The 12,697-nt window shown below is 42.9% G+C and carries 15 protein-coding genes; 9 read left to right on the forward strand and 6 right to left on the reverse strand.

All coding sequences use genetic code 11. From position 1 onward, the window contains the following. Positions 1–147 precede the first annotated feature (147 nt). Genes NH153_RS07090 through NH153_RS07105 form a run of 4 tightly spaced genes read left to right on the forward strand, consistent with a single transcriptional unit; the run spans position 148 to position 4,010 of the window. A complete protein-coding gene (locus NH153_RS07090) occupies positions 148–858 on the forward strand; it encodes a YIP1 family protein (RefSeq protein WP_063702348.1) in 711 nt (236 codons plus the stop codon). Positions 859–905: 47 nt separating this feature from the next. After that, on the forward strand, positions 906–2,072 hold the full coding sequence (locus NH153_RS07095) for an efflux RND transporter periplasmic adaptor subunit (protein ID WP_063702349.1): 1,167 nt from the start codon (positions 906–908) through the stop codon (positions 2,070–2,072). Further along, the gene (locus NH153_RS07100; RefSeq protein ID WP_063702351.1) at positions 2,072–2,779 is read left to right on the forward strand and encodes an ABC transporter ATP-binding protein; all 708 of its coding nucleotides are present in this window, start codon (positions 2,072–2,074) and stop codon (positions 2,777–2,779) included. The genes NH153_RS07095 and NH153_RS07100 overlap by 1 nt, the downstream gene beginning before the upstream one ends. Continuing rightward, the gene (locus NH153_RS07105) at positions 2,772–4,010 is read left to right on the forward strand and encodes an ABC transporter permease (protein ID WP_063702354.1); all 1,239 of its coding nucleotides are present in this window, start codon (positions 2,772–2,774) and stop codon (positions 4,008–4,010) included. The genes NH153_RS07100 and NH153_RS07105 overlap by 8 nt, the downstream gene beginning before the upstream one ends. On the opposite strand, the gene NH153_RS07110 is transcribed toward NH153_RS07105, so the two are convergent. Both NH153_RS07110 and NH153_RS07115 read right to left on the reverse strand, forming a co-directional pair. Beyond that, positions 4,011–4,334 (reverse strand): Bor/Iss family lipoprotein, encoded by a 324-nt coding sequence (locus tag NH153_RS07110; protein ID WP_063702356.1) that lies wholly within the window; start codon positions 4,332–4,334, stop codon positions 4,011–4,013. Beyond that, a complete protein-coding gene (locus tag NH153_RS07115) occupies positions 4,331–4,645 on the reverse strand; it encodes a Bor family protein (protein WP_054554401.1) in 315 nt (104 codons plus the stop codon). Before NH153_RS07115 ends, NH153_RS07110 begins: the two co-directional genes overlap by 4 nt. Before the next feature lie 175 nt (positions 4,646–4,820). Here NH153_RS07115 and NH153_RS07120 point away from each other — a divergent pair, with 175 nt between their 5' ends. Genes NH153_RS07120 through NH153_RS07130 form a run of 3 tightly spaced genes read left to right on the forward strand, consistent with a single transcriptional unit; the run spans position 4,821 to position 6,753 of the window. Further along, complete coding sequence (locus NH153_RS07120) at positions 4,821–5,675, forward strand: endonuclease/exonuclease/phosphatase family protein (RefSeq protein ID WP_063702358.1); 855 nt, start codon at positions 4,821–4,823, stop codon at positions 5,673–5,675. Continuing rightward, a complete protein-coding gene (locus NH153_RS07125) occupies positions 5,672–6,046 on the forward strand; it encodes a YfeK family protein (RefSeq protein WP_240494358.1) in 375 nt (124 codons plus the stop codon). The genes NH153_RS07120 and NH153_RS07125 overlap by 4 nt, the downstream gene beginning before the upstream one ends. A gap of 29 nt (positions 6,047–6,075) precedes the next feature. Next, complete coding sequence (locus NH153_RS07130; protein ID WP_054554404.1) at positions 6,076–6,753, forward strand: nitroreductase family protein; 678 nt, start codon at positions 6,076–6,078, stop codon at positions 6,751–6,753. Here NH153_RS07130 and NH153_RS07135 read toward each other — a convergent pair. The 3 genes from NH153_RS07135 to NH153_RS07145 are packed head-to-tail and all read right to left on the reverse strand — an operon-like array spanning position 6,746 to position 11,394. Next, positions 6,746–7,807: an efflux RND transporter periplasmic adaptor subunit gene (locus NH153_RS07135; RefSeq protein ID WP_063702361.1), complete on the reverse strand. Its 1,062-nt coding sequence runs from the start codon at positions 7,805–7,807 to the stop codon at positions 6,746–6,748. The two genes, NH153_RS07130 and NH153_RS07135, sit on opposite strands and share 8 nt — an antisense overlap. Continuing rightward, positions 7,797–11,084, reverse strand: coding sequence for an efflux RND transporter permease subunit (locus tag NH153_RS07140; protein WP_063702363.1), 3,288 nt, complete (start codon positions 11,082–11,084; stop codon positions 7,797–7,799). The genes NH153_RS07135 and NH153_RS07140 overlap by 11 nt, the downstream gene beginning before the upstream one ends. Before the next feature lie 7 nt (positions 11,085–11,091). After that, on the reverse strand, positions 11,092–11,394 hold the full coding sequence (locus tag NH153_RS07145) for an ArsR/SmtB family transcription factor (RefSeq protein ID WP_063702365.1): 303 nt from the start codon (positions 11,392–11,394) through the stop codon (positions 11,092–11,094). A gap of 133 nt (positions 11,395–11,527) precedes the next feature. Between NH153_RS07145 and NH153_RS07150 the strand changes: the two genes are divergently transcribed. Both NH153_RS07150 and NH153_RS07155 read left to right on the forward strand, forming a co-directional pair. Then, positions 11,528–11,716 carry a YgaP family membrane protein gene (locus NH153_RS07150; RefSeq protein WP_054562832.1) on the forward strand — a complete coding sequence of 63 codons (189 nt, stop codon included), beginning with the start codon at positions 11,528–11,530 and terminating at the stop codon, positions 11,714–11,716. A 1-nt stretch (position 11,717) separates the two neighbouring features. Then, entirely contained in the window at positions 11,718–12,062 is a 345-nt protein-coding gene (locus NH153_RS07155; protein WP_063702368.1) for a rhodanese-like domain-containing protein, read from the forward strand. On the opposite strand, the gene NH153_RS07160 is transcribed toward NH153_RS07155, so the two are convergent. After that, the gene (locus NH153_RS07160) at positions 12,059–12,601 is read right to left on the reverse strand and encodes a PH domain-containing protein (RefSeq protein WP_063702370.1); all 543 of its coding nucleotides are present in this window, start codon (positions 12,599–12,601) and stop codon (positions 12,059–12,061) included. The genes NH153_RS07155 and NH153_RS07160 overlap by 4 nt on opposite strands. Positions 12,602–12,697 lie beyond the last annotated feature (96 nt).

Here is a 12,697-nt window from a genome sequence, read left to right on the forward strand (position 1 = left end):
AAATTCGACTCAAATTAATCCTTAAACCATATCACAGATTTACTAATCACAGCTGTTAACATACAGTTACAAAACAAATTGCTAATTTGTTACTAAACAGGATATTTTAGTACCTAAAAACAAATGTTATAAAACAAGGAATAAAAAATGAAATCATCAAATGTCATGACTGCTTTGGTTGATATTTTTATCAGCCCGAGCAAAGCTTTTAATGGCTTAAAAGAAGCAAAAGGTTGGTCTTTTGTTGCCTTTATCTTACTTGCCGGCATTCTCGCTGCCAGCATGTTTGCTTTTTACAATAAAGCTGACCCGCAATTTTTAATCGATCAACAAGTCGCTGTTGCCAGTGTAGATGCCACTATTGCAGAACAAAAAATGATTCGCCAAAGCATGGAGCAAACCATTGATTTGCAAGTTTGGTTTGCAATGATTGGTGGCATTATTGGTCTAGCTGTTATCAATGCCCTGATGGCAGGCTATTACCTATTTGTATCGAAGCAAGACCCAGAAGCTAATTATGGTTATGGGGCTTGGTACGGCTTTGGTGTGTGGACTATGATGCCAATGATTATCTCAAGCCTTGGTTTACTCATCTTAGTATTAACTGCAAGTACTGACCAAATATCACAATCATTATTTAACTATGCTTCAATTAACCAACTTTTGATTGGCTTAGAAATTGGCCACCCATTTTACACCTTACTTGAAAGTCTCAATATCTTTTCTATTTGGGGCATTTTCATCGCAGCTATCGGTTTGAAGAGTTGGACTAATTTCACTTTCAATAAAGCGCTACTGTTTGCAGCCCTACCAAGTATTGTTATTTACGGTATTTGGACTGTAATCGCGCTCGTTTAATTCTGCTTTGAGCGGCAATATGCCGCTCTTAACATCAAGGAAGTAACATGAAAAAAGCCATTATAATTGGCCTCGCTGTTACAGCATTTGTCGCTTTACTAATCTCAAAACAAGTCACCGGCAATAAAGATGCACCAGAAATGCATATTGCTGAAGTTGAACAAGGCAATATTGCCGATTCAATTTTAGCCTCTGGTAACCTAGTCTTTAATACCCAAGTGCAACTGCGCTCAGAAGTGACAGGCCGTGTAGCGAAAGTGTTTGTAGAGGAAGGTGAAAGTGTCACTGAGGGCGATATTTTAATGCGCCTAGATACGACCGCGTTTGAATCTGAAGTTGCCCGCAACAAAGCCGTGCTTCGCGCGACCGAAATCGACATTAAGCATAGCGAAACCCGATTAAAAAATATCGAGCGTCAATTAAGCCGCCAAAAAGAGCTTTATGAAGTTGGCCTTGCTGGCCAAGAAGTGTATGAAAACCTACAAAATGCCCGCGATTTAGCAAAAATAGATATTGAAGCAAAACGTGAAGCTTACAACCAAGCCCAAGCATCATTATTGATTGCTGAAGACCGTTTAAATAAAAGTGTGTTTCGCGCTCCAATGAGTGGCCTACTTGCTTCGGTAAATATTAAAGAAGGTGAAACCGTTATTGCGGGAACAACCAACATTATTGGCTCAGACTTGATGCTAGTAGCCGATCCAAGCGCAATATTAGCCGAACTTCGAGTGGATGAAACCGATATCGCCGGTATCAAATTAGACCAACATGCAGATATCTATGCCGCCGCTTACCCAAATCAACCTTTTACTGGCAAAGTAATAAACATTGGCACATCAGCAAAAAATCAAGCCGGTTCACAAGGCTTATCATTTAAAGTCAAAGTACTACTTGATGCCACTGACCGCCAGCTATATGCCGGAATGAGTTGCCGCGCAGAAATCGCCACGAGCATTGCCGAAAATGGCTTAAAACTCCCCATCGAAGCCATTCAAAAAGAGGATGATAGCTACTTTGTCTGGAAGCTTAACGCAGATAACACAGTAACTAAAACAGCTGTTACGGTAGGTATTTCTTCAGATATCGAACAAGCGCTAACCAGTGGAGTTTCTCAGGGAGATCGTATTGTTATCGGCCCTGCTAGACCACTTAGTTCACTTAAAGAGGGTGATACGGTAGCCGTTAAAAACAGCCCTGAAAAAGGTGCTAAATAATGTCTGCGGTGATCAAGCTCAGCAATATCAATAAACAATACAAAATGGGCGAACAAGTTTTCAAAGCCCTTGATGATATTAATATTGAAATTGCTCAAAATGAGTACGTTGCCATTATTGGCCCTTCGGGTTCAGGTAAATCAACCCTGATGAACTTGCTTGGCTGTTTAGATACTCCCACCAGTGGTGACTACTATTTAAAAGATAAGTTAGTAAAGCGCATGACCGAAACGGAGCTTGCTCACCAGCGTAATGAAAGTGTTGGCTTTATTTTTCAAAGTTTCAATTTATTACCACGAGCATCCGCTCTTGAAAATGTTATGCAGCCTTTGGTGTATCGATTTATCTCTGCCAAAGAGCGAAAACAACAAGCGCTCGAATCATTACAACGGGTCGGCCTTGGCGATAAGGTCAATCACCTTTCGAGCCAGCTTTCTGGTGGCCAACGTCAACGTGTCGCTATTGCTCGCGCTCTAGTTACTAAACCCCATATTCTACTTGGTGATGAGCCTACCGGTAACCTGGATAGTAAAACCACCACTGAGATCATGGCGCTATTTGATGAGCTTCATAACGAAGGGCACACCATTATTTTGGTTACTCACGAACAAGATATTGCTGATCACTGCCAACGGGTTATTCGTTTGGTTGATGGCAAGGTTGTCAGTGATACCCGAAAAGGTGAAGGAGCAAGGCAACATGTTTAAATCTGCTATCGCTGTAATGGAAGGAACAAAAGCCGCATTGATGGCAATTAAAGCCAATGCAATGCGCAGTGCACTTACCTGCTTGGGCATTATTATTGGAGTTGCTGCGGTTGTGACCGTGGTGGCAGTAATGCAAGGGTTTACCAAACAAATTAATGATCAGCTTGCTGATATGTCTCCCGATGTCACCAATATCAAACCTTACACAAGTATGGAAAAAGAAATGGTGGGGCAACAAGCAAAGCTGACTTACAACGACTTTTTAACTCTAAAAGCACGCGTTAAAGAAGCCGAAACCTTTACTGCACTGATGTTTACTTGGCGCTTTTCTGGCGCAGCTGAGTATGGCAATAAAAGCCATGCTTCTCGGGTAATGGGCACCGAGCAAGACTACCAAAAAGCTTACCGCACCTACCCAGAACTCGGCCGATTTATTCGCGCAGAAGATGATGAAAAACGCCGTCGAGTGGCATTTATCGGCCCTTCAATTATCGAAAAGCTTAACCTACCTGAAAACCCTGTAGGTGAATATATCAAACTCGGTGGTGAGTGGTTTCGCATTATTGGTGTTGCTGAAAAACAAGGTAGTTTATTAGGTTTTGACCAAGACGATTACATCAATATTCCGATAAGTACCATGAGTGCATTAGAAGGCGGCAGTGTTGATACCAATGTACAAATGATGTTTCGGTTGAAAGACGATGCTAACGAAGCGCAAGTACTGGGTAAAATTCGCCGCATCTTACGTCAATTACATAAACTGAAAGACGGTGAAGATGACGACTTTGAATTTGAAACAGCTGAAAAAGCCCGTGCTAATATCGATAAATTTACCGGAAGTGCTACCGCAATTACCGCGGGGATAGTGGGTATTAGCCTGGTAGTTGGTGGTATTGGTGTGATGAATATCATGCTGGTTTCGGTAACAGAGCGTACTCGTGTGATTGGTACTTTAAAAGCATTAGGGGCAACACCAGGCTTTATAATGCTGCAATTTTTAGTTGAAGCGGTGGTGCTATCACTGTTTGGTGGTTTAATTGGTTTAGCGATAGGGTATGGTGCCGCGGCACTGATTTCGTTATCAGTGCCGAGCATGCCAGATGCCTACATACCGGGTTGGGCGATTATGCTGTCATTTGGCTTTACTTCATTGATTGGTATTGTATTTGGCTTAGCACCCGCTATTAAAGCGGCACGCTTAAACCCAATTGATGCACTGCGTTATGAGTAACTAGTCTGGCTTGTAAGGTACTTGAGCACAGCTTATTTCAACTGTTTTTGGGTACCAAATAGGCCCAACTTGGTTTACTGCAACTTCAGCTAGACCATTAGTGAACGACTTATAAGTGTGAACGGTTTGCCACTCGGAATCTGGGCACTCCTCAGATAAGTCGACTGGCTTTGAACCTTCGTAAAGCGCCGCGGCAAAGTTATGATGCCATTGCTCTGTTGCAGCTGCTTTATTAGCTTGAACGGCACTGCCGTTATCAAAGTAGATATTTGTGCAACCACTTAAGGTTGCCACTAACACAGTTGTTATTAGTAGGCTTTTCATAGTTGTTGCTCCTGTGCTTGTTGCTCACACCATACTTTTACTGTGTGAGGAGCATAAATTCCGAGTGTAACGAGTCCTAATGCGCCATCAGCGAATGTTTGTTGCGATTGCATTTGGGCAACTTTTTTATCTTGGCAAATAGCCTTTACATCAACGCGCTCTTCACCAACGAGGCCCCACAAAAAGAATGGGCGGCTATCTTGGTAATCAGCTTTAGTGGCTAATTTATTGGTTGTTTTTTCTGGCACTATGGTGACTGATGAACACGCTGTCACCGATAAGGCAAGCAGCATACAGGCCATTTGTTTCATGAGTAGTTCCTTTGTCTGAGTTGTTAAGCTCAGTAAGTATAAGAATATGAGTACTCATTTTGGGTAAGAAAGCGTATAGAAATTGTAGAAAATACTACAGTTTCTAACATTTAGTCTTTGAACTAAACTGAGGCTTACAACGACTAACTCTCAAGGAAAGTAACTAAAGGTCATTATGACGGCATATCTGCGTATATTTTTATTACTTGTGTGTTTGAGTGTGCTGTCTTGGTATAGCTTTTCAAGCGATCCTAGCTCTGATGAGCAACAAGGTATCACCAAAACCGCTGAGAACCTTGCTAATTGCCAACAGCAGTTAGCACAAAGTCGCATGCAAACTTACGCAGAACATTATATTTTGCCCTATCAGTTTAAGTTATTGAGTTGGAATATTTACAAGGCACAAATAGATGGCTTACTCACCGATTTGCAAAACCTAAATGCCGATGCTGATATTGTGTTACTGCAAGAAGCTATCGAAGAACCCGCGCTTACAAAACTCAAACCCTATTGGCGCTTTGCTAAAGGCTATAAGAGCGGCAGCGTGCAATCTGGGGTTATGACACTCAGCCGCTGGCCCGCCGCAGTACATTGTACACTCACCCATAAAGAGCCTTGGCTACGTAGTCCAAAAGCGACCAATATTGTGGAGTATGCGCTGCCAAATCAACAGTTATTACTGAGTATAAACCTGCATGCCATTAACTTTACGATGGGTGTTAGTGACTTTAAACAACAGCTCGACGATGCCGCCGCTATTATGCGAATGCATAAAGGCCCTATCGTATTTGCTGGTGATCTCAATACCTGGAGTGATGAGCGCCAAGCCTTATTACAGCAAACATTAACCCAGCTAGGTTTACACGAAGCTATTTATTTAAATGATAAACGCACCAAAGCATTTGGATTAGCACTTGACCAAGTATGGGTGCGCGGTGTCAAAATAGAGACAACTATAGTGCCTGAGCTTGTAAGCTCAGATCATAATCCAATAATTGCAACCCTAACCATAGAGCAAAAAGTACAGTGAAAGTAACAATGAAAGGATATTGGTTAATCGCATTAATGTTATTGAGCATTAGCCAATTCAGTGATGCAGCAACCCCAGAACAAGAGATAAATCACCTCATTGATTTTGTCGCTAAAAGCGATGCCGTATTTATTCGCAACGGCACCGAGCACTCAAGCCAAGATGCTGCCGAACACCTTGCTATGAAGTATCGAAAAGCGACCCGCTATGCAAAAACGGCCGAAAAATTTATCGAAAATTTGGCGAGTAAAAGCTCATGGAGCGGTAAGCCCTATAAAGTAAGACTCAGCAATGGGTCGTTACTCAATGCAAAAGATTGGTTGAGCAATGAATTAAAAGAGTACCGCCGAAACCAACATATTCATAATTAAAATCATCAACACACAAGAAGCGAAAAGCCATGCAAGAACACAAAAATCAGCCTCTCAATGACTTTATTGAGTACCCTCATGACGAGATGCTAAAACGCGCCGAAGAGTTTTTAGCCGTGAGTCAGCGTCGCCACAGTATTCGCAGCTTTAGCGATCGCCCAGTGCCAAAAGAAATTATCGAAACCTGTATTAAAGCGGCAGGCACTGCACCGAGTGGTGCCAATCATCAACCTTGGCACTTTGTAGCAATACACAGCAGCGATGTGAAAAAACAAATTCGTGAAGCCGCTGAAAAACTAGAGCGCTCATTTTATGAAGGTCGCGCAGGTGAAGAATGGTTAGATGCCTTAAAACCACTTGGCACCGATGCCAGTAAGCCCTACCTTGAGCATGCACCTTGGCTAATTGCCGTGTTTAGTCAAAAGAAAGGCGGTATTTCTGCCGATGACAAAAATACCAATTACTATGTTCATGAATCTGTTGGCCTAGCAACCGGCTTTTTAATTCAAGCACTACACAGAGCTGGCCTTGCTACCCTTACGCATACACCAAAACCAATGAGCTTTTTAACCGAAATTTGTGGTCGTGATAAAGATAATGAGCGCCCTTACATGCTGCTAATTGCAGGCTACCCAGGCACAGATGCAACCATCCCTGAGCATGCCTTAGTGAAAAAGTCGCTGGACGAAATAGCGACCTTTATTTAGCTTTAAAATCAACAGCCAGCACATCACCCGGGTTTAAACCTGAAACGATGTGCTGCTTACCATCGAGCATTTCGCCAAGGCGCACATAGCGACGCACTATCTGATTATTTTCAAGTAAATAGACCATACTCAATTGGCCATATTGCTGCACCCAGCTTGACTCAATCAACACCCCTTTTTCAGTGGCGAGTGGTAATTGTAATTGCGCATAAAGACCAGGCATTAACCCAGTTTGGGCATCTGTTTCTAAACGAATTTCCATACTACGCGCAGCACTATCAGCAACGGGCACAATTTCTGTCACTGTGGCAGGCATTGACGTAGATAAAGCAGGTAATTTGACCGTTAGAGTTTGCCCAACATTCAACTTAATTGCTTGTTGTTCTCTGACATTAAATGCTAATTGCAATTGTTGTGGGTTATACAGCGCGAGTAATGGCGTGCCAGGAGTTGCGGTATCGCCAGGCTCTGCAAAACGCTCAACCACAACACCTGAAATCGGCGCTTTAATTTGCGTAAAACTCAGTGCAACTTGCGCTTGTGTTTGCTGCTGTTTAGCAATCGCTAGGTTCGCAGTTAAATTATCGAACCTTGCTTTTGCATCGTCGTATTCGCTAACAGATACCAAACCTTGCTTGTATAAATCGTTAATACGCTTAAGTTGTTTCTCTGCTTGAGTCAGCGACGCATTAATTGCATTTATTTGTGCTTCGCTTTGAGCAAGCCCAGCTTTAAAGTCATCTTGCTGCAAGGTAATTAACACATCACCCTGTTTTACAGTATCGCCAGCGCGTACATTTAAACGCTCAACTTGTGCCATAACCCGTGATGAAATTTGCGTATTTTGTTTTGCAATCACGGTGCCCGGTACAACTTCATCACGCGCAATATCTGCCAGTGTCACTGTCACTAACTGACCAGTGTAATCATTTGCTGATGGGTTTTTCATGCCTGCAGCTTGCTTATCAGAGAAACTGCCCGCCATGTAAAGTACCGCCACAATGATCACAGATAACGCGATGATTGAACCAATAAGTTTCGATTTACCCTGCATGAGCTTGTTCCTCTTTGGCTGCATCCTTTGCAAACACTAAATAATAAACCAATGGCACAACAAATAATGAGAACAATGTTGATGCCACAATACCAAAAATAATTGCGATCGCTAGACCGCTAAATACCGGGTCTAGGGTGATCACCAAGTTACCTAATAAGGTGGTTCCCGCAGTCAGTAACACAGGGCGCATACGCACCGTACCTGCGGCAATCAAAGCCTGTTTAATTGCCATACCTTGGCCGCGAGCTTGATTAATAAACTCAACTAAAATAAGTGAGTTACGAACCACAATACCAGCAAGTGCAATCATGCCAATCATGGCTGTTGCAGTGAATAACACCGGCTCAGGAGCACCAGCAATGCTGCGCTCTCCAAATTGATTTAATAGCCAAAAGCCCGGCATGATCCCTATTACGGTTAATGGAATAGCCGACATGATAATCAGTGACAAACTCGCAGAGTTTGTTTGAATGCGTAAGATGATGAAAATGGCTGTTAGCGCAAATGCAAAGGCAATACCCATATCTCTAAATACATCAATGGTAATTCGCCATTCGCCTTCACCACTAAAGGTCACGTCAGTGCCAACAGGTAATTGCCAAGCTTGGCTACCGCCATTATTGAAAAAGTGCCTACTTTGCCAATCAGTTTGGTTAAATTCGTCAGCGCTAATACCTAAGTCGGCATTGACGTCAGCAATAATTTCAGCGGGTGTACGGCCATTTAGCTCAGCCATTACATACACAACATTACGCTGATCTTTACGCATAATTGGCTTGGCAACATCTTGATGCTGAAATTCACCTAACTCAGATAGCGCCACCAGCGGACGTGGTGCACTTTGTAGCCCAAATTCATCACTGGTTTTTGCAAGTTCCCTATCACCACGAACTTGTAATGCCAGCAATTGAGCAAATTGGTTACGATCTTGATAAGGCAGTTGTAACTTTATATCGACAGGGTCTGTTTCGCCGCTAACATATAACACCCCAACATTTTGTCCATGTGAGGCAATGGCTAAGGTCTGGGCAATATCTTGCGTAGACACCGCCGACAATGACGCTTTACTTTTATCGGTAACAAAACGCTGTAAGGGCGCATTGGCAGCAATACTGGTATCAACTTCAACCACATGCGGCTCTTGTTTTAACCTTGCAGCAACAGCAAGGGCTGCTTGATAGTGCGTGTCTGTATCAACAAATGGCTCACTGTAAACTTCAGCCACTAAGGTACTTAAAACCGGCGGACCCGGTGGCACTTCAACCACTTTAATTACAATGCCATCTGTTGCCAGTGGCGCTAATGCGGCACGCAAGCGCATGACCACGCCATGAGATTGATGATCACGCTCAGTTTTATCGAGCAGTAATACTCTGAGCTCAGCTAAATTAGCAGCTTCACGTCGATAATAACCACGCACCATACCATTAAAGTCCATGCTTGATGGCTGACCAACGTAGGCTGCCGCCTCACTTACTTCATTTAATTGCCAAGTGATGGTTTGTACTTGTCGAGTGAAAGCGGCGGTTTGCTCAAGGCTTGTACCTTCTGGCATATCGATTAAAACTTGCAACTCGTTTTTATTATCAAACGGTAATAGCTTTAAAGGCACTGCACGCATTACGGGTAACATGGCACTGGCGACAAACAAGGCTAATGTAGTCCATAAAACGAGTTTGGCGCGGCCTTTAGACTCAAGTAATGGTGATAATATGCGCTCATATAAGCCATGCTGATTGGCATCAAGTTGTACGCTGTCATCGACTGGCGCTTTAAGTAGTTTCATTGCCAACCAAGGCGTAACAAAAAATGCCACTATGGTCGAAACCATTACACTAATTGGCACATTAAATGCCATTGGTGCCATGTACGGCCCCATCATGCCAGTGATAAACGCAAGTGGGATGAACGCCACCATAATGGTTAATGTAGACATAAACAGCGCCACACGAATTTCGCTCATGGCATCAACTATGCGTTGTTTTTTATCGCCTTTGTGGGTTAAAAAACGACTTATGTTGTCTATCCCAGTAATTGGATCATCAACTAATAACCCCAAAGAAAGTATTAGTGCAAATAGTGTGACTCGGTTAATTGTATAGCCAAAGGCAAAATCAAGTGTCAGGGTGATGCCGTAGCAAATAGGCACCGCTAAACCAACCACAATTGCTGGTCGCCAACCTAAAAATACGCCAACAAAAATAACCACGGTAAATACCGCAAACACTAAGCTTGAGGTAAGGTTATTTACTTTCTCGTTCGCGGTTTGGCCATAGTCACGCAGTACAGTGTAGTCCACTTCATCAGGCAATAGATTAGCCGATAAAGTGTCCATCATGCTGTGCACTTCGTTGGCCACAGCGACCGCATTGGTGCCAGCTTGTTTAGCGACACTAATGGTCACTAAAGGAAGTTGTTGCTGGTTATCTGATTGAGCCAGCCATTGATAGCTTTGTGCTTCGCTTGGACCATCACTCACTTCGGCGACATCACTTAGGTAAACACTCTTACCGTTTACCACGTTGACAACAAGCCGTTCTATCGCAGATTGAGAGCGTAAAACATCCCCCACTTGTAAAGCAATTTGCTGCTTACCTTCAACAACACTGCCCACGTTCACCAATTGATTAGATACGCTAAGCGCATAATACACATCGGTTAGGGTTGTTTGATGTGCAGCTAAAGCGCTTGCATCAAGGTTAATCGTTAATTGACGAGTTCTACCAGCAATCACTTTCACTTCGCTGGTATTTTCGATGCGCTGTAAACTGTTAGCGATTTCGTTGGCAAAACGAGTTAGTTGATAGTCATCGTAAAGTTTTGGATCTTTACTAAATAAGCCCAGCATCACAATGGGCACATCGTTCACTTCAACCGGACGTATTTGCCATGAGCTGATCACTGACGCCATCGTGTGTTGATAGCTATAGAGTTTAGCGTAAGTGTCGAGAATGGCTTGCTCACGATCGTGACCGACTTCAAAGCGAAGAGTAACGACAGCAGCATTACTTTGTGTGGTCGAGTAAATATGCTCAACGCCCGTTAACTGCGCCAATAACTTCTCCAATGGTTCAGTTACCAGCCTAGCTACTTCTGGCGCTTCAACGTTTGGTGCTGCCACATATATATCAAGCATCGGAACCACAATTTGCGGTTCCTCTTCACGCGGGGTTTGCTTTAATGCCATTAAGCCAAGCAGCACCGACATAATAAAAATAATAACGGGAAGGCGGCCGCTCAAGCTGTTTTTTACTGCATTATCGATAGCATTCATTGCTTAACTACCTTTTGCAAAATAAACCATGAAGGGTTTCAAGGATTGCCATAACACTTTTATCGACCACGCGATAATAGATAGTTTGGCTTTCACGTCGAGTCGCGACGATCTGAGCTTTTCTCAGCGCCGCTAAGTGTTGCGATAATGCTGACTGCGCCAACGGCACAGCTTCGTTTAATTCGCTCACGCTCATTTCACCATCTTGCAGCGAACATAAGATCATCAAGCGATTTTTATTCGCCAATATCTTTAGCATTTGCTCTGCTTGCTCCACATTGTCGGCCATAGCCGCAAAATCGATGTTCATAATCACACTACTCTATATTCTTAAAATACCGCTAAAGTATAGATTGATATATTAGAAAAGTCTAATATTAGAATTTACTAATGTAGTATTTTCTAATATATTAAATACATCACTCTGTTATCGAGGTCTTATTATGAAACTAAATGACGCGCTTCGCCTAATTGCTGGTGTAATGATCTGTATTTCATTGTTGCTACAACAGTTTCACAGTCCGCTGTGGATTTGGTTTACGGTATTTATTGCTCTAAACTTAATTCAATCGGCATTCACTAAGTGGTGCCCAATGATCACTATTTTACGCAAACTTGGCATGGAGGATTAGTATGCTGACACCAATTCCTGACTTAATGAAAATTGTTGCCCCAAACCAGCGCCGCATTAGCGCTGACCAAGCAAAACAAGAATTAAGCGAAAACCATGGTTTATTAATAGACGTACGTGAACCTGCTGAGCACGCAACTAAAGCAGCAACAGGTGCCATTAATATCCCACGCGGTGTACTTGAAATGAAATTAATGGAAATTGAAAAAGATCCTGCAAGACCCATTTACTTACACTGTGCAAGTAGTGCCCGCGCCACACTAAGTGCCGAAGCACTGACTCGTGTTGGCTACGAAAATGTCACAGTAATCACCTGTAATGCAGAACAAATCTGTCAGGTTTTTTAACGCTTTTCATCTAATAGCGTAACTAACATTTGCTCAATGTTTTTTGCGCTATACGTAAGTGAACGCAGCAATTCTAACTGGCTATCTTCAGCTTGATGCTCAGGTTTTGCACTGCTGCTTTGAGTCATCTCATCTTTTTGCTTCAAGATTGCTTCGCGAAACGCCTCTGCATCAACCACTCCGAGCAATGATACCAATGCCCCTTGCCCTGATTGACCTGCCGTTTCAAAGCTCAGTCGATAAAGGCCAAATTGACGCATCAATGGACCTTGGCTAAGTGCCACATCGGTTATTTTTTCAAGGGGGATCGATTTTTCTTCTTTAAAGAAGACACCGCGTTTTACCACTAACTTACGTGTTAACAACGTGGCTGACATCGCCGCCAAAATACGCCCTGCCACTAGCCAGATTATTAACGCAACAATGGGAATGAAAGGGATACCTACCATACTAATCACACAGGTAAAAATACCCAGTAATAACCAATACTGTTTTACTTTTGGATCAAAGCTGGCACTCAATAAACTGGTTTCTGTCATCATAGGCTCCTTGATAGAGAGTTATGACAATATACAAACTTTTCATTAAACACAAAAAAAGCCGAGCAAAAGCCCGGCTTAAGGGTACTGCAGGGA

Source organism: Pseudoalteromonas gelatinilytica (assembly GCF_001641615.1).
Taxonomy (GTDB): domain Bacteria; phylum Pseudomonadota; class Gammaproteobacteria; order Enterobacterales; family Alteromonadaceae; genus Pseudoalteromonas; species Pseudoalteromonas gelatinilytica.